Source organism: Streptomyces sp. rh34 (genome assembly GCF_002551245.1).
Taxonomy (GTDB): domain Bacteria; phylum Actinomycetota; class Actinomycetes; order Streptomycetales; family Streptomycetaceae; genus Streptomyces.
In genome coordinates, this window is record NZ_NTGZ01000166.1 from 1 (window position 1) to 17,040 (window position 17,040).

Sequence of the window (17,040 nt, forward strand, 5' to 3'; positions counted from 1 at the left end):
CCCCTGCCCGGCTGGCGGCTCACCGGCACCGGCGCCGACGCCCGCTCCCGGGGGCTCGCCGCGGTCAGCCGCACCACCGCCTGGGTCGCCGGGTCGAAGGGCACGGTCCTGCGCACCGGCGACGGCGGCCGCACCTGGCGCGACGTGTCACCGCCGGGCGCCGCCGAACTGGAACTGCGGGACATCGAGGCGTTCGACGGCCGGCGGGCCGTCGCCCTGGCCATCGGCGAGGGCGAGGCGTCCCGGGTCCTGCGCACCGACGACGGCGGGGCCACCTGGACCGAGTCCTTCCGCAACACCGATCCCCGAGCCTTCTTCAACTGCCTGACGTTCTTCGACAGCCGGCACGGTCTCGCGGCGGGCGACCCGGTGGACGGAAAGTTCCGGGTCCTGTCCACGGCGGACGGCGGCCGCTCCTGGCGGGTCCTGCCCGATGCCGGGATGCCCGCCGCCCAGCCGGGCGAGGCGGGCTTCGCGGCGAGCGGCCAGTGCCTGGTCAGCTCCGGCTCCAAGGACGTCTGGCTGACCACCGGGGGAGCGGCGACCGCCCGGGTCCTGCACTCCCGGGACCGGGGCCTGACCTGGACGGCGAGCGCGTCGACCCTCCCGGCGGGCGACCCGGCCCGCGGGGTCTTCGCCGTCGCCTTCCGCGACCGGGGGCACGGCATCGCCGTCGGCGGGGACTACCGCCCCGACCAGGCCTCCCCGAAGGCCGCCGCCGTCACCGGGGACGGCGGCCGGAGCTGGCGGGCGTCCGCCACCCCGCCGCCCGCGTACCGCTCAGGCGTCGCCTGGCTGCCCCACAGCCGCTCCGCCGCCCTGGCCGTCGGTCCGACGGGCACCGACCTCACCCTGGACGGCGGACGCACCTGGCGGACGGTCGACTCCGGTTCGTACGACACCGTCGACTGCACGCCCGACCTGGGCTGCTGGGCGGCGGGAGAGAAGGGGAGGGTGGCCCGGCTGGGGTTCTAGGGCAGTTCCAGGGCCTCTCGTTCGGATCAGGCCGGGCTCGCGGCGCCCGGCACGCACGCTCGCGGGACCCGGTCCGATCCGAGCGAACGGCCTCAATCAGGCGCCGTCGAGCACCTCCCGCAGCCGCTGCCCGAACTCGTCCGGCTTGCCCGGATAGCCGAACTCCCCGTCGAGGAAGCCGCCGTGATGGCTGGGGAAGACGGTCACCCGCTGTCCGAGCAGTTCGGCGGTCGCGGCGGACGTACGCCCGGTCTGCACGCTCCGGGACTCCTCGCCCACGGCGATCACCACACGGGTGGCGGCAGCGGCGAGGGCGTCGACGTCCGGCCGGTAGTCGCTGATCGCCCATGACCGGTCGGACAGCAGCGGGTCGCCGCGCGTGCCGTCGTCCTCGGTGGGCATGCCGAACGCGGCGGGATCGGGTTCGGGCTGTGCGAAGTACGCGTCGGTGAACTCGCCCTCCCACGAGGTCATGGCGACGAACGCGGCCATCCCGGCCCCCCACCCCCGCTTCTCGTACGCGTCCCGGACCTCGGCCCGCGCCCGGACGGCCGCCGGGCCGTCCGGGGTGAGCGTGATGAGCGGCGGCTCGTGCGCGACGAGGGTGGTCACATCACCGGGGTGGCGCGCCACGAGAGCGAGAGCGGTGACCGCTCCGCCACTGCTGGCGAACATCTCGACCGGCCCGGCCCCGAGCGCCTCGATGACGGCGTGCACGTCGTCGGCCTGGGTCTCGGGCGTGTGGTCGGTCCGCCCGTCCTTACGGATGCTGCGGCCGAGCCCCCGCGGGTCATAGGTCACCACGGTCCGCTCCGGGAAGCGTGCCGCGAGCGCGACGAACCCGGTGGCGTCCATGGGCTGCCCGATCATGAACAGCGGCGGGCGGCCGTCAGCGGTCGGCAAAGGTCCGCGAACGTCGTGGACGAGGTCGGCGCCGGCTGTCTTGAGTGTGTACGTTTCCATACCCGTGCAGACCGGCCCCGCCCCGGAAACTCATCGGCCGGGGAGGGATCGAGACCGGGCGGGCCCCGCCCGCTACGGCAACCGCTGCTGGTACGGAGCGAGTCCGGGCGCCGTCTTGGTGGCGATGAACTCGGTGATCCGGTACGCGCACACACCGTGCTCGGCGAAGGGATCGGCCGCCGCGGTCCTCTCGATCGCCGCCCGGTCCTCCCCGACGGCCAGGATCACTCCGCCGTCCCGCGGGTTCTTGCGGCCCGAGGCGATGAAGACGCCCGCCGCGTACTGCTCGTCGAGCCAGGCGATGTGCTCCCGCATCAGCGCGTCGACGCGTTCGACCGGAGCCGTGTAGGTCAATTCGAGTACGAACATGATCGTCAGGCTACGGGATTCCGGCCGCCCGTCCCGAGGGCTCGCGGCGGGGGGCCGCCGGACACCGCGTCACGGGCCGGGGCCCGTCACCGCATAAGCTTCCGGACATGACGACCTCTCCCACCCCCGCCCACGAGACCCCCGCCGACGAAGCCGAGGGCCGGGCGATCCAGGACCGGCTGCGCGGCCGGGTAATCCTGGACGAGGCGGGACCGGAGCCCGGAACCGGCCTGGTCACCGGGGTGGACGTGGCCTACGACGATGTGAAGGACGTCGTCGTCGCGGCGGCCGTGGTGCTGGACGCCGTGACCCTGGAGACGATCGACGAGGCCACCGCCGTCGGCCGGATCACCTTCCCGTACGTCCCCGGGCTGCTGGCCTTCCGGGAGATCCCGACGGCGCTGGAGGCCCTGGAGCAGCTGAGCGTCGATCCGGGACTCGTCATCTGCGACGGCTACGGTCTGGCGCACCCGCGCCGCTTCGGGCTCGCCAGCCACCTGGGCGTGCTCACCGGGCTGCCGGTGATCGGCGTCGGCAAGAACCCGTTCACGTTCACGTACGAGGCCCCCGGCCCCCGGCGCGGTGACTTCTCCCCGCTGCTGGACGGCGAAGAGGTGGTCGGCCGGGCGCTGCGTACCCAGGAGAACACCAACCCGGTGTTCGTCTCCGTGGGCCACCGCATCAGCCTCGACAACGCCTGTGCCCACACGCTCCGCCTCGCCGGCCGCTTCCGCCAGCCGGAGAGCACCCGTCGGGCGGACGCCCTGTGCCGGCAGACCCTGCGGGAGGCGACCGCCTGACGCGGGCCCTACGGCCCCGGGCGGGCGGCCCGCCTCGATGGGCGGGGCCGCGCGGGGATAGCGTGCGTCGTCATGACGCGTGTGTGGATGCTGCCGGTCGTGTTGGTGCTCAGCGGCGCCGTCGTCGCGACGGGGCTCGCCCTCAGGGGCGACCCCGTCATGGCGGCCGTGCTCCTGGTGCTTTTCGTGCTGTTCGCCGGGATGAACTCGCCCCTGATCTTCCCGAGGACGGTCCCCGCCGCCGAGGCCCGGCGGCGCAGCGCCGTCGACGGCCGCCCGGTGGTCTACTGGCGGCCGGGCTGCACGTACTGTCTGCGGCTCCGTCTCCGGCTGGGCCGCGACGCCTCCCGGCTGCACTGGGTCGACATCCGGCGCGACCCGGCGGGAGCCGCCGAGGTGCGGGCGGCCAACGGGGGTGACGAGACCGTGCCGACCGTCTTCGTGGCGGACCGGCCGCACACCAATCCGGACCCGTCATGGGTGCGCGAACAGTTGCCGCCCGCCGCGTGACGGCCCCGGGCGTGGAACAGTCCTGCAACTGAGTACCCGTACGGATGGCGTAGATCCGTACGGCTGGGCAGGCTGACACGTATGAACGCCTCTCGCACAGCCGTCCGCACCGAGCCCTTCGTCCCCGCTCAGCGCCGCATGGCCCTCGGCATGCTCCTCGGGAGCGCCGTCGGGCTGGTCTGGGTGGGCGCGATGCTCTACACGCTGGCCAACTGGATCCTCTAGAGGCATCCGCTACCGCACCGCCGCCACCCGGAACCGCAGCCCCGCCGTCGTCAGCCGCTCCAGGAGCGCGTCACCCATGGCCACGGCCGTGGTGACCTGCCCGGAGGTCTCCGGCAGCTCGTCCAGAGCCAGGCACACCGCCGACTCGGCGAGGATCTTCGCCGTCTCGCCGTAACCCGGGTCGCCGCCCGACACCTCGGTGAAGACGCGCCGCCCGCCGCCCTCGCCGACGAAGCGGATGGTGAACCAGCTCCGCCCGCGGCGTTCCGCGTCCGGCCCCTGTCCCGGCTCGTAACGCCCCATCATCCACTCCCGGGCGCCCTCCACCTGTGCGGCGGCCACCAGCGCGCCGATCGCCACCGGGGCGCCGAGGGCCATCGGCAGCGTCCTGACCGAGGCGAAGTGCCGGTAGCGGAAGTCGGGGCCGTACCGCTCCAGGGACCGCGCGGAGCGGCCCACGATCGTCGGGTCCACCGTCGGCAGCGGCAGCGCCCACGTGCCGATGGGCCCGCTGAAGTGCGGGGAGCCCGCAGGGGTGCGGACGCGCCGGCCCACCAGGCGCGGCTCGTGCAGCCGGCGTTCCCGAGCGGCGGCCAGCATCTGCGGGCCCCGGCCCATCGCGGTCAGTGCCGAGGCGAACGTCCCGCCGGAGAACACCGCGTCGGTGCGGACGAAGCCGTCGACGGTCAGGGGTACGTCCTCGGGCAGCTGCTTGACGGTGAAGTACGCCCCCAGGTCGTGGGGGACGGAGTCGAAGCCGCAGGCGTGCACGATGCGCGCCCCCGTCTCACGGGCCCGTGCGTCGTGCTCCAGATACATCCGGTCGATGAACTCCGCCTCGCCGGTGAGGTCCGCGTAGTCCGTCCCGGCCTCCGCGCAGGCGGCGACGAGCTTCTCGCCGTAACGGATGTACGGCCCCACCGTCGTGGCCACCACCCGGGTGGAGGCGGCCAGTTCGGCCAGTGCCTCCGCGTCGTCCGCGTCGGTCTCCAGCAGCGGCAGTTCCGCGCAGCCGGGCGCGATCACGGTGAGCCGTTCGCGCAGCGCCTCCAGCTTGGTCCGGCTGCGCCCGGCCAGGGCCCAGCGCAGGCCTGCGGGGGCGTGTGCCGCCAGGTACTCGGCGGTGAGCGTCCCCACGAAGCCGGTGGCACTGAAGAGGACGACGTCCAAGGGGCGGGTCGCGTCGTTCTGCCTGTTCACGAGTACCTCCGGCTGGGAGACGGGTGCCGACGTGGCAGGCAGAGGGTAGCGGAGAGCGCCGTGGCGGCATGCGGCCGGGCGGGCCGGATGCGAGAGGATGGGGTGGAAGAACTAAGCGCTTGCTCGGCACAAGGGGTTGTGCGGAGCCGGGCGGCTTCTTAGCATCACTGATGTTACATCGGTTGTGTCATACCCCTGGGGGCTCACAGATGGCGCATGGTCCAACGCCCGGGCACGGTCCGCTGACCGGTGTCCGTGTCGTCGAGCTGGCGGGCATCGGGCCCGGACCGTTCGCCGCGATGCTGCTGGCGGACCTCGGGGCCGACGTCGTACGCGTCGACCGGCCCGGCGGCGCGGGGATCGGCATCGATCCCGCGTCCGACCTCACCAACCGCAACAAGCGCTCCGTCCTCCTGGACCTCAAGAGCGACGAGGGGCCGGCCCGCGTCCTGGACCTCGTCGAACGCGCCGACATCCTGGTCGAGGGCTACCGCCCCGGCGTCGCCGAACGCCTCGGCGTCGGGCCCGAGGCCTGTCTCGCCCGCAACCCGAAGCTCGTCTACGGCCGGATGACCGGCTGGGGCCAGGACGGGCCGCTCGCCGAGCGCGCCGGACACGACATCGCCTACCTCGCGGTCACCGGCACCCTGTCCATGATCGGCAAGCCGGACGAGCCGCCGGTGGTCCCCGCCAACCTGGTCGGCGACTACGCGGGCGGCTCGCTCTACCTCGTCGTCGGCGTCCTCGCCGCGCTCCAGCACGCCCGCGCCCACGGTGAGGGCCAGGTCGTCGACGCCGCCATCGTGGACGGCGCCGCCCATCTCGCCACGATGATCCACGGCATGCTGGCCGCCGGGAGCTGGCAGGACCGGCGCGGAACGAACCTCCTCGACGGCGGCTGCCCGTTCTACGGCACCTACGCCACCTCCGACGGCGGCCACCTGGCGGTCGGCCCGCTGGAGGAGAAGTTCTACGCGGAGTTCGTCGGCCTCCTCGGCCTCGCGGACGCCTTCCCCGACCGGTGGGACCTCGCCCGCTGGGACGACCTGCGCGCCGCCGTCACCGAGCGCTTCCTGACCCGTACGCGCGCCGAGTGGACCGAGGTGTTCGACGGCACCGACGCCTGCGTGGCCCCCGTGCTCTCGCTCACCGAAGCGCCGCACCACCCGCACCTCGCCGCCCGCTCCACCTTCGTCGAGCACAGCGGCCTCATCCAGCCCGCCCCCGCCCCGCGCTTCTCGGCCACCCCCGTCTCCGTACGCGGCGGGCCCGCCCTGCCGGGCGGCGACACGGCCGCCGTCGCCGCCGACTGGGACGTCCCCGCGCTGCGGCCCGCCGACTCACCCGACACCTACTAGGAGCCCCCGTGCAACGGCAGATCTTCACCGAGGAGCACGACGCCTTCCGCGAGACCGTCCGGGCCTTCCTGGCCAAGGAGGTCCTCCCGTACTACGAGCAGTGGGAGCAGGACGGCATCGTCTCCCGCGACGCCTGGCTCGCCGCCGGACGCGCGGGGCTGCTGGGCCTCGCCGTCCCGGAGGAGTACGGAGGCGGCGGCAGCGACGACTTCCGCTACAGCGCCGTCCTCGCCGAGGAGTTCACCCGGGCCGGGGCCCCCGGCCTCGCGATCGGCCTGCACAACGACATCATCGGCCCCTACCTCACCGGCCTGGCCACCGACGAGCAGAAGCGTCGCTGGCTCCCCGGCTTCTGCTCCGGCGAGACCATCACCGCGATCGCGATGACCGAGCCCGGCGCCGGCTCCGACCTCCAGGCCATCCGCACCACCGCCGAGGACAGGGGCGACCACTGGCTGCTCAACGGCTCCAAGACCTTCATCTCCAACGGCATCCTCGCCGACCTGGTCGTCGTCGTCGCGAAGACCACCCCCGACGGCGGGGCCAAGGGCCTCTCGCTGATCGTCGTCGAACGCGGGGCGGAGGGCTTCGAGCGGGGCCGCAACCTCGACAAGATCGGCCAGAAGTCCCAGGACACCGCCGAACTGTTCTTCCACGACGTCCGCGTCCCCAAGGAGAACCTCCTCGGCGAACTCGACGGCGCGTTCATCCACCTGATGACCAACCTGGCCCAGGAACGCATGGGCATAGCGGTCGCCGGGATCGCCGCCGCCGAACACCTGCTGGAGATCACCACCCAGTACGTCAAGGAGCGCGAGGCCTTCGGACGCCCGCTCTCCAAGCTCCAGCACATCCGCTTCGAGATCGCCGAGATGGCCACCGAGTGCGCCGTCACCCGGACCTTCCTCGACCGGTGCATCGTCGACCACTCCGACGGCGTCCTGGACGCCGTCCACGCCTCCATGGCCAAGTGGTGGGCCACCGAACTGCAGAAGCGCGTCGCCGACCGCTGCCTCCAACTCCACGGTGGCTACGGCTACATGAGCGAGTACAAGGTCGCCAAGGCGTTCACCGACGGCCGCGTCCAGACCATCTACGGCGGCACCACCGAGATCATGAAGGAGATCATCGGCCGCTCGCTGCTCGCCTGAGCCTCCGCTCCCCCTCTCCACCACCCTCGAAAGGCAGCTGTCTTGAGTACCGAAGCATTCGTCTACGACGCGATCCGCACCCCGCGCGGCCGCGGCAAGGCCAACGGCGCCCTGCACGGCACCAAGCCGATCGACCTCGTCGTCGGCCTCATCCACGAGATCCGGGGCCGCTTCCCGGACCTCGACCCGGCCGCCATCGACGACATCGTCCTCGGCGTGGTCAGCCCGCTCGGGGACCAGGGCTCCGACATCGCCCGTATCGCCGCCATCGCGGCCGGCCTGCCGGACTCCGTCGCGGGCGTCCAGGAGAACCGCTTCTGTGCCTCCGGCCTGGAAGCGGTCAACCTGGCCGCCGCCAAGGTCCGCTCCGGCTGGGAGGACCTCGTCCTGGCCGGGGGCGTCGAGTCGATGTCCCGGGTGCCGATGGGCTCCGACGGCGGGGCCTGGGCCATGGACCCGATGACCAGCTTCGAGACCGGCTTCGCCCCGCAGGGCATCGGCGCCGACCTCATCGCCACCATCGAGGGCTTCAGCCGCCGCGACGTCGACGAGTACGCCGCCCTCTCCCAGGAACGCGCCGCCGCCGCCTGGAAGGACGGCCGCTTCGCCCGCTCCGTCGTCCCGGTCAAGGACCGCAACGGCCTCCTCGTCCTCGACCACGACGAACACCTGCGCCCCGGCACCACCGCCGACTCCCTCGCCGCGCTCAAGCCCTCCTTCGCGGGCATCGGCGAGATGGGCGGCTTCGACGCGGTGGCCCTTCAGAAGTACCACTGGGTCGAGAAGATCGACCACGTCCACCACGCGGGCAACTCCTCCGGCATCGTGGACGGCGCGGCCCTCGTCGCCATCGGCTCCAAGGAGGTCGGCGAGCGCTACGGTCTGACCCCCCGCGCCCGCATCGTCTCCGCCGCCGTCTCCGGCTCCGAGCCCACCATCATGCTCACCGGCCCCGCCCCCGCCACCCGCAAGGCGCTCGCCAAGGCCGGGCTGACCATCGACGACATCGACCTCGTCGAGATCAACGAAGCCTTCGCCGGAGTCGTCCTGCGCTTCGTCAAGGACATGGGCCTCTCCCTGGACAAGGTCAACGTCAACGGCGGCGCGATCGCGCTCGGCCACCCGCTCGGCGCGACCGGCGCGATGATCCTCGGCACCGTCATCGACGAACTGGAGCGCCGCGACCAGCGGTTCGGCCTGGTCACCCTCTGCGTCGGCGGCGGCATGGGCGTCGCCACCGTCGTCGAACGCATCTGACCGTCCCGCCCCGGCCACCTCTGCTACGGAGAAGACACCGACATGACCGAGAGCACCACCATCCGCTGGGAACAGGACGAGACCGGCGTCGTCACCCTCGTCCTCGACGACCCGAACCAGTCGGCCAACACGATGAACCAGGCATTCAAGGACTCCATCGCGGCCGTCGCCGACCGCGCCGAGGCCGAGAAGGACTCCATCCGCGGCATCATCTACACCTCCGCCAAGAAGACCTTCTTCGCCGGCGGCGACCTCAAGGACATGATCAAGGTCGGCCCGGAGAACGCCCGGGCCGCCTTCGACGCCGGCAACGCGATCAAGGCCTCGCTGCGCCGCATCGAGACCCTCGGCAAGCCCGTCGTCGCCGCCATCAACGGCGCGGCCCTCGGCGGCGGTTACGAGATCGCGCTCGCCTGCCACCACCGCGTCGCCCTCGACGCCCCCGGTTCCCGCATCGGCCTGCCCGAGGTCACCCTCGGCCTGCTCCCGGCGGGCGGCGGCGTCACCCGGACCGTACGCCTCATGGGCATCGCCGACGCCCTGCTCAAGGTGCTGCTCCAGGGCACCCAGTACACGCCCCGGCGCGCCCTGGAGAACGGTCTCGTCCATGAAGTCGCCGCCACCCGCGAGGAGATGCTCGAGAAGGCCCACGCCTTCATCGACGCCCACCCCGAGTCCCAGCAGCCCTGGGACGTCAAGGGCTACAAGATCCCCGGCGGCACCCCGTCCAACCCGCGCTTCGCCGCCAACCTGCCCGCGTTTCCCGCCAACCTGAAGAAGCAGCTCGCGGGCGCTCCCATGCCCGCGCCGCGCAACATCCTGGCGGCGGCCGTCGAGGGTTCGCAGGTCGACTTCGAGACCGCCCTGACCATCGAGGCCCGGTACTTCACCGAGCTGGTCACCGGCCAGGTCGCCAGGAACATGATCCAGGCGTTCTTCTTCGACCTCCAGGCCGTCAACTCCGGCGCCAACCGCCCCAAGGACATCCCCGAGCGACCCGTCCGCAAGGTCGCCGTGCTCGGCGCCGGGATGATGGGCGCGGGCATCGCGTACTCCTGTGCCAAGGCCGGGATCGAGGTCGTCCTCAAGGACGTCTCCACCGAGGCGGCCGCCAAGGGCAAGGCGTACAGCGAGAAGCTGCTCGCCAAGGCGCTCTCCCGGGGCCGTACGACCGAGGCGAAGCGTGACGAACTGCTGGCCCTGATCACCCCCACCGGCGACGCGGCCGACCTCGCGGGCTGCGACGCGGTGATCGAGGCCGTCTTCGAGGACACCGCCCTCAAGCACAAGGTGTTCCAGGAGATCCAGGACGTCATCGAGCCGGACGCGCTGCTCTGCTCCAACACCTCCACCCTCCCGATCACGGTCCTCGCGGAAGGCGTCTCGCGCCCCGTCGACTTCATCGGGCTGCACTTCTTCTCGCCCGTCGACAAGATGCCCCTCGTCGAGATCATCAAGGGCGAGCGCACCGGCGACGAGGCGCTCGCCCGCGCCTTCGACCTGGTGCGCCGGATCAAGAAGACGCCGATCGTCGTCAACGACTCGCGCGGCTTCTTCACTTCGCGCGTCATCGGGCAGTTCATCAACGAGGGCGTCGCCATGGTCGGCGAGGGCGTCGAGCCCGCCTCGATCGAGCAGGCCGCCGCCCAGTCCGGCTACCCGGCCAAGGTGCTCTCCCTGATGGACGAGCTGACTCTGACCCTGCCGCGCAAGATCCGCGACGAGACGAAGCGCGCGGTGGAGGAGGCCGGCGGCACCTGGCCCGGCCACCCCTCCGACGCGGTCATCGACCGCATGGTCGACGAGTTCGGCCGCCCCGGCCGCAGCGGGGGAGCGGGCTTCTACGACTACGACGAGGACGGCAGGAGGGCAGGCCTCTGGCCCGGACTGCGCGAGCACTTCACGCAGCCCGACGCCGATGTGCCCTTCGAGGACATGAAGGAGCGGATGCTCTTCTCCGAGGCCCTGGACAGCGTCCGCTGCCTGGAGGAGAACGTCCTGATCTCCGTCGCCGACGCCAACATCGGCTCCATCATGGGCATCGGCTTCCCGCCGTGGACCGGCGGCGTGCTCCAGTACATCAACGGGTACGAGGGCGGCCTGCCCGGCTTCGTGGCCCGTGCCCGGGAACTCGCCGAGCGGTACGGCGACCGGTTCCTGCCGCCCGCCCTGCTGGTGGAGAAGGCGCGGAGGGGCGAGACCTTCCACGACTGACGGCCCGACCGGGACGTCCCCGGGCCGTGTTCACCGTCACTCGGCGGTGAACGCGGCCCGCAGCTCCTCCTTCAACGATCGCTGAAACGCCGTCACCAGCGCCTGCACCACGATCGGCTGCATATCGGCGGACAGCGACTTCATCGCCGCCACATGCTCCGGGTCGCCCTCGCGCTCCCGGTAGGGGTCCCACACCTCGTCCCGGAACAGCCGGGTCATCTCCTGGGCGGCCGAGCGGGTGTGCTCCAGCAGTACGGTCCGCGCCGCCAGGATCGTCTCGTGCGCGATCGGCACGTCCAGCAGCTCCACCCCGAGCCGCAGCAGCCCCAGATCCACCCGGTGGTGCCCGCCGGGCTCCTGCGGACGGACCAGCACCCCCATCGCCGCCAGCCGCTCCACGTCCGCCTCCGACAGTGCGCGCCCGGCGCGCCTCTCCAGCTCGGCCCGGGAGAGGTCCTCGGTCCGGTCCGGCGCCCAGGAGGCGACCAGCGCCCGGTGGATCGCCAGATCGTGGGCGCTCAGGTCGGGCGGCAACTGTTCCAGATAGCGTTCGATCGCCGCGAGCGTCATGCCCTGCTGCTGGAGCTCCTCGATCAGCGCGAGCCGCGAGAGATGGTCGGGCCCGTAGTGCCCGACCCGGCGGGGGCCGATGACCGGGGGCGGCAGCAGGCCCCGGGTGCTGTAGAACCGCACGGTGCGCACGGTGACCCCGGCGCGCGCCGCCAGCTCGTCCACCGTGAGTGTCGGCTCGTCGGTCCCCGTCGCCATCTCTGCTCCCCGCCGTCGAACCCTCGTATCGGACAGTGCCGCTGTCTCACCATTACTGTGAAAGTCTCCGGCACCATCGCCCCGCCGTCCACCCCGGGCCCGTTGTCAGTGGTGGCCCGTACGGTGAGGGCATGTCGGAGATCACCTATGTACGGGGGGACGCCACCGCCCCCCGGGGCAAGGGCGTCAAGCTGATCGTCCACGTCTGCAACGACCTCGGCGGCTGGGGCAAGGGTTTCGTCCTGGCCCTCTCCCGTCGCTGGCCGGAGCCCGAGGCCGCCTACCGGCGCTGGCACCGGGAGCGCGCGGGCAACGACTTCGCCCTGGGCGCGGCGCAGTTCGTGCGGGTGGGGCCCTACCTGTGGGTGGCCAACACGGTCGGCCAGCGAGGCATGCGCACCGGCAGCAAGGGAGTACCCGTGCGGTACGAGGCGATCGACGCTGCGCTCGGCGCGGTGGCCGTCAGAGCGGGCGAGCTCGGGGCCTCGGTCCATATGCCCCGGATCGGCTGCGGGCTCGCGGGCGGTGAGTGGGCCAGGATCGAGCCGCTGATCGAGCGGCGCCTGATATCCGCCGGACTGCCGGTGACGGTGTACGACCACGACTGACCGGCGTGCGGGCGGTCCCGGACCCCGCCGCCGGGGTTCTTCCGCGAGCGAGGGATCATGGAGAGGAAGGGGACGGGCAGCGCACGGCAGGCCCGCCGGACCGCAGGAGCACGGATGAGCGGCGCGACCGACGCGGAGAACCTCGGGCCGCCCCCGCCCGGCGGGGTGCTCTGGAGCCTGTCCGGAGACATCCGCTCCCTGCTGATGCTGCCCGCCGCCCTCACCCTCCAGGTCGCCCACCCGGCCGTCGGCGCCGGCGTCGACGAGCACTCCGTCTTCCGTACGGATCCCTGGGGGCGCGGTGAACGCTCGCTGCGCTCGCTCCAGCTCTGGGTCTACGGCGGCGCGGAGGCCGCCGAGGAGGGCCGCAGACTGCGAGGGCTGCACCGCACCATCCAGGGGACCGACACCCGCGGCCGCCGCTACCACGCCCTGACGCCCGCCAACTACGCCTGGGTGCACGCCACCGGCTTCCCCGTGTACCAGCACGCGGCCCGCTATCTGATCCGTCCCATGAGCCCAGCCCAGGAGCGTGCCCTGTACGCGGAGTGGCTCCAGGTCGGCCGGATCCTGGGCATCCACGACCGGGACATGCCGCAGACCATCGAGGACTTCTGGCCGTACTGGGAGAAGATGCTCGCCGGGGAGATCGAGGCGACCGCCGTCGTCCGCGAACTCGTCGCCGCCGACCAGCCCGTACCGCCGCCGGACCGGGGGCCGTGGCCGCTCCGGCCGCTGCTGCGGGCGCTGTGGCCCGTGCTGCTGCCCCGGCTGGCCCTCTTCCGCAGGTTCGTCACCATCGGTCTCATGCCGCCCGACGCCCGCGCGGCCATCGGCCTGCCGTGGACCCCGGACCAGGAGAAGCGGCTGCGCCGGATGTGCGCGGTGCTGCGGGTCGTCGTCCCCGTCCTCCCGGATCGGCTGCGCTATCTGCCCCGGGCGCGAGCGGCCCGCGCCGCGTCGCGTTCGGCGGGACGCGACGCCCGCGCCGCCGAGGCGCGTCGGAACGGCTGACCGCCCGCCGTTCCGTCGGACGACGACGGAGACGTCCTCGCCCTTCGCCGGGGGAGCCGCCGGGGTGACCTCCCCGTTCGTGGACCCCGCTCGCGGCGAACCGGGCCGGAGCAGGACGGGCCATTTGGGGCACTCCGACACACGATCGCCATGCCGTCGACACGGACGGCCGTACGGACAGCGGTGATCACCCCCTGTCGCACAGGAGTTGAGCGGGGTAACGTCCGCACAGCGCCGACAGCCGGACGGGCGTCACGGCGCCCGCCCCCCCCCACCTTTCCGGAGGCAGCCGCTGATGACCCCCCGCATCGCTCGCGCGCTCCGCATGCTCAGCCCGCACCCGTGGCTCGCGCCGGTCGCCGGCCCCGCCCGGCAGCAGTCCGCGCCCCCGCGGCGCGGGGCGGAAGCGATGCGCCGGACGGCCGTGGCGGCGACGCTCGCCGGGCTGGCCCTCCCGTTCGCCATCGCGCCGGCCGAGGCCGCCCACCGTCCGCCGCGCACCGGGTTCGAGACGAGCGAGGGGGCCCGCTGGACCGGCGAGGCGGAGGAGCGGTCCTTCCTCGCCGCGGTGGACCGGGGGAGCGACCGGGTCTCCGTGGACCGCGTCGGCACGACCGGTCAGGGCCGCCTCCTGCGGCTCGTACGCATCGGACAGGAGCACCCCGGGGCCACCACGGTGCTCCTGATCTGCGGTCAGCACGGGGACGAGCCCGCCGGGCGCGAGGCGTGTCTGACCACCATCCGTGACCTCGGGTTCGCCGAGGACCGGGCGACCCGCGCCTTCCTGGCCCGTACGACGTTGCTGGTGCTGCCCACGGCCAACCCCGACGGACGCGCCGCCGACACCCGAGCCAACGCCGACGGCGTCGACGTCAACCGTGACCACATCGCCCTGGAGACCGCTGAGGCGCGGGCCGTCGCCACCGTCGTGCGCGACGAACGGCCCCAGGTGATCTACGACTTGCACGAGTACGGCGCGACCCCGCCGTACTACGACAAGGACCTGTTCGCGCTGTGGCCGCGGAACCTCAACGTCGACGACCGGGTCCACGACGTCGCGCGCACCCTCTCCGAGCGGTACGTCCGCCCCGCCGCGACGGCGGGCGGCTACAGCAGCGGCCATTACGGCATCTGGACGGACCCGGCCACCGGAGAGCCCGTCAAGCAGGTCGCCGGCGACGGCCAGGAACGCATCCTGCGCAACACCTCGGGCCTCAAACACGCCGTCGGGCTGCTCATCGAGTCCCGGATCGACGCGCTGAGCGACGCGGAGAAGGCGGATCAGGCGCTCAACCACCGGCGCAGGGTCCACTCCCAGCGGACCGCGCTCGGCGGTCTCTTCGCCTTCACCGACGAGCAGCGCGCCCGGCTCAGGACGGCCACCACCCTCTCGCGCCTGACCGGCCTCGCCGACCGGGGCCCCGTGTACCTCGGCGGCGCCGACAACGACCCGGCCGAGCCCGCCGAGGTCCTCGCCGACCCGCCGTGCGGCTACCGGCTGGACGGGTCCCAGTACGCGGCGGTGAAGGACGAGCTGGCCCTGCACGGCGTCACGGCCCGCCCGGAGGAAGATGGCGCGTTTGTGCCCATGCGTCAGTCGGCTCGACGCCTGATTCCGCTGCTCCTCGATCAGCGGGCGACATATCACCTCGCAAACGGTCAAGCCAGAACTGCTTGTTGATTCTTCGAGATCCGGGGCAGGTGTGGTACTGCCTACGGTAGAGCGTTTATCAGACTCGGTGAAAGGTGCCACTTGTGCCCCAGGACGACCAGACAACGGACGGGAGGGAAGGACTGTCGGTCACGGCGGACCTTCCCCCCGATCCGGTCAGCACCAGGACCCCGACCACCGACCGGGTGGTGTTCGGCGTCACGGCGGTCCTCACGCTTGCCTTCGTCGTCTGGGGCGCGACCGCCACCGACTCCCTGGAGAGCGTCTCCGGAAAACTGCTCAAGGGACTGATCCACAACGGTGGCTGGGCCTTCATACTGGCCGCGTCGGCCTTCGTCATCTTCGCCCTGTGGCTGGCCGTCAGCCGGTACGGGAAGATCTGCCTCGGCCAGGAGGGCGAGAAGCCGGAGTTCCGGACCATCTCCTGGATCGCGATGATGTTCAGCGCCGGTATGGGCATCGGGCTGATGTTCTGGGGCGTGGCCGAGCCCCTCGCCCACTTCCGGACCCCGCCGCCGGGCACCGACCCCGCCGATTCGGCCGAGGCCATGCAGACGGCGATGGCCACCACGCTCTTCCACTGGACGCTGCACCCCTGGGCCATCTACGCCGTGGTCGGGCTCGCCATCGCCTACAGCGCCTACCGGATGCGCAGGCGGCAGACGATCAGCGCGGTCTTCGAACCGCTGATCGGCAAGCGCCATGCCTACGGCGGCGTCGGCCGCGTCATCGACATCCTGGCCATCTTCGCCACCCTGTTCGGCTCCGCGGCCTCCCTGGGCCTCGGCGCGCTCCAGATCGGCAGCGGCATCCAGGAACTGGACTGGCTGGAGAAGGCGGGCACCGGACTTCTCGTCACCGTCATCGCCGTGCTGACCGTCGCCTTCGTCGCCTCCGCGGTCTCCGGCGTCGAGAAGGGCATCCAGTGGCTGTCCAACATCAACATGGTGCTGGCCCTCCTTCTCATCGTGTTCGTCTTCATCGCCGGTCCCACGATCTTCGTGCTCGACCTGGTGCCCACGTCCCTCGGCGCGTACATCACCGACCTGGGGCAGCTCGCCGGCCGCACCGAGGCGACCGGCGGCGGTGACGTCGCCGACTGGCTCGGCGGCTGGACCGTCTTCTACTGGGCCTGGTGGATCTCCTGGACGCCCTTCGTCGGCATGTTCATCGCCAGGATCAGCCGCGGCCGCACGATCCGTCAGTTCGTCGGCGGTGTCATCCTGGTGCCCAGCACCGTCAGCCTGATCTGGTTCGCCGTCTTCGGCGGCTCGGCCATGAAGCTGGACGAGGCCGGGAAGCTCACCGGCGCCGAGACCCCGGAGGCCCAGCTGTTCGGCGTCCTCCAGGAGTTCCCGATCGCCACGCTCACGAGCATTCTGGTGATGGTCCTGGTCGGCATCTTCTTCGTCTCCGGAGCCGATGCCGCCTCCATCGTCATGGGCACCCTCTCGCAGAGGGGCGTCCTCGAACCGAGCAAGTGGGTCGTCATCTTCTGGGGCGTCGTGACCGGGGCCGTGGCCGCGATCATGCTCCTCATCGGCGACGGAAAGGACAACGCACTCGCAGGGCTCCAGAACCTCACCATTCTGGTCGCCGCCCCGTTCACCATCGTGATGATCGGGATGTGCGTGGCCCTGATGCGGGATCTGCGCAAGGACCCGCAGATCGTCCGCCAGGAGTTCGGCGTGGAGGCGGTCGAGTCCGCGGTGATCGAGGGGCACGCCAAGTACGACGGCGACTTCGAGATCCGCATCGGCCCCGGGGCCACGACCGTCACGGACGAGCGCCACAAGCCCGGTCCCACCGGTTCGGGCTCCACGGCCACGGAGAAGCGCCTCTCCGACTGACCGGGCAACCGCCCATCCGCACCGGAGCCCGCGACCGCCGACCGGCCGCGGGCTCCGGCACGTCGTGTCCCACGCGGCCGGGCCCGCTCCCGGGAAGCCCGCGCGG

At 72.2% G+C, this 17,040-nt stretch carries 16 protein-coding genes; 12 read left to right on the forward strand and 4 right to left on the reverse strand.

Translation table 11 applies throughout. From position 1 onward, the window contains the following. Positions 1–3 precede the first annotated feature (3 nt). The gene (locus tag CR470_RS25700; RefSeq protein ID WP_097869923.1) at positions 4–975 is read left to right on the forward strand and encodes a WD40/YVTN/BNR-like repeat-containing protein; all 972 of its coding nucleotides are present in this window, start codon (positions 4–6) and stop codon (positions 973–975) included. 96 nt (positions 976–1,071) lie between these two features. On the opposite strand, the gene CR470_RS25705 is transcribed toward CR470_RS25700, so the two are convergent. Beyond that, positions 1,072–1,938 (reverse strand): alpha/beta fold hydrolase, encoded by an 867-nt coding sequence (locus CR470_RS25705; RefSeq protein WP_097869909.1) that lies wholly within the window; start codon positions 1,936–1,938, stop codon positions 1,072–1,074. Between the two features lie 72 nt (positions 1,939–2,010). Beyond that, positions 2,011–2,307: a YciI family protein gene (locus CR470_RS25710; protein ID WP_097869910.1), complete on the reverse strand. Its 297-nt coding sequence runs from the start codon at positions 2,305–2,307 to the stop codon at positions 2,011–2,013. Between the two features lie 107 nt (positions 2,308–2,414). On the opposite strand from CR470_RS25710, the gene CR470_RS25715 reads away from it, so the two are divergent. From CR470_RS25715 to mmpA, 3 genes are all read left to right on the forward strand, one after another. Beyond that, on the forward strand, positions 2,415–3,107 hold the full coding sequence (locus CR470_RS25715; protein WP_097869911.1) for an endonuclease V: 693 nt from the start codon (positions 2,415–2,417) through the stop codon (positions 3,105–3,107). 72 nt (positions 3,108–3,179) lie between these two features. Next, a complete protein-coding gene (locus CR470_RS25720) occupies positions 3,180–3,617 on the forward strand; it encodes a glutaredoxin domain-containing protein (RefSeq protein WP_097869912.1) in 438 nt (145 codons plus the stop codon). Between the two features lie 81 nt (positions 3,618–3,698). Continuing rightward, positions 3,699–3,842, forward strand: coding sequence for a morphogenic membrane protein MmpA (mmpA, locus tag CR470_RS39740; RefSeq protein WP_179892373.1), 144 nt, complete (start codon positions 3,699–3,701; stop codon positions 3,840–3,842). A 9-nt stretch (positions 3,843–3,851) separates the two neighbouring features. Here mmpA and CR470_RS25725 read toward each other — a convergent pair whose 3' ends face one another. Next, the gene (locus CR470_RS25725) at positions 3,852–5,042 is read right to left on the reverse strand and encodes a saccharopine dehydrogenase family protein (RefSeq protein WP_097869913.1); all 1,191 of its coding nucleotides are present in this window, start codon (positions 5,040–5,042) and stop codon (positions 3,852–3,854) included. Positions 5,043–5,251: 209 nt separating this feature from the next. Here CR470_RS25725 and CR470_RS25730 point away from each other — a divergent pair, with 209 nt between their 5' ends. The 4 genes from CR470_RS25730 to CR470_RS25745 are packed head-to-tail and all read left to right on the forward strand — an operon-like array spanning position 5,252 to position 11,022. After that, entirely contained in the window at positions 5,252–6,400 is a 1,149-nt protein-coding gene (locus tag CR470_RS25730) for a CaiB/BaiF CoA transferase family protein (protein ID WP_097869914.1), read from the forward strand. Positions 6,401–6,408: 8 nt separating this feature from the next. Next, a complete protein-coding gene (locus tag CR470_RS25735) occupies positions 6,409–7,551 on the forward strand; it encodes an acyl-CoA dehydrogenase family protein (protein ID WP_097869915.1) in 1,143 nt (380 codons plus the stop codon). 42 nt (positions 7,552–7,593) lie between these two features. After that, positions 7,594–8,808: an acetyl-CoA C-acetyltransferase gene (locus CR470_RS25740; RefSeq protein ID WP_097869916.1), complete on the forward strand. Its 1,215-nt coding sequence runs from the start codon at positions 7,594–7,596 to the stop codon at positions 8,806–8,808. A gap of 42 nt (positions 8,809–8,850) precedes the next feature. Further along, positions 8,851–11,022: a 3-hydroxyacyl-CoA dehydrogenase NAD-binding domain-containing protein gene (locus CR470_RS25745; protein WP_097869917.1), complete on the forward strand. Its 2,172-nt coding sequence runs from the start codon at positions 8,851–8,853 to the stop codon at positions 11,020–11,022. Positions 11,023–11,058: 36 nt separating this feature from the next. On the opposite strand, the gene CR470_RS25750 is transcribed toward CR470_RS25745, so the two are convergent. Then, the gene (locus tag CR470_RS25750; RefSeq protein WP_097869918.1) at positions 11,059–11,790 is read right to left on the reverse strand and encodes a MerR family transcriptional regulator; all 732 of its coding nucleotides are present in this window, start codon (positions 11,788–11,790) and stop codon (positions 11,059–11,061) included. Positions 11,791–11,921: 131 nt separating this feature from the next. Between CR470_RS25750 and CR470_RS25755 the strand changes: the two genes are divergently transcribed. The 4 genes from CR470_RS25755 to CR470_RS25770 all read left to right on the forward strand — a co-directional run bounded on the left by CR470_RS25755 (position 11,922) and on the right by CR470_RS25770 (position 16,934). Continuing rightward, the gene (locus CR470_RS25755; RefSeq protein ID WP_097869919.1) at positions 11,922–12,398 is read left to right on the forward strand and encodes a macro domain-containing protein; all 477 of its coding nucleotides are present in this window, start codon (positions 11,922–11,924) and stop codon (positions 12,396–12,398) included. A 114-nt stretch (positions 12,399–12,512) separates the two neighbouring features. Continuing rightward, on the forward strand, positions 12,513–13,412 hold the full coding sequence (locus tag CR470_RS25760) for an oxygenase MpaB family protein (protein WP_097869920.1): 900 nt from the start codon (positions 12,513–12,515) through the stop codon (positions 13,410–13,412). Positions 13,413–13,707: 295 nt separating this feature from the next. Further along, a complete protein-coding gene (locus tag CR470_RS25765; RefSeq protein WP_097869921.1) occupies positions 13,708–15,093 on the forward strand; it encodes a M14 family metallopeptidase in 1,386 nt (461 codons plus the stop codon). A gap of 74 nt (positions 15,094–15,167) precedes the next feature. Continuing rightward, on the forward strand, positions 15,168–16,934 hold the full coding sequence (locus CR470_RS25770) for a BCCT family transporter (RefSeq protein WP_097869922.1): 1,767 nt from the start codon (positions 15,168–15,170) through the stop codon (positions 16,932–16,934). The last annotated feature ends 106 nt before the right edge of the window (positions 16,935–17,040 follow it).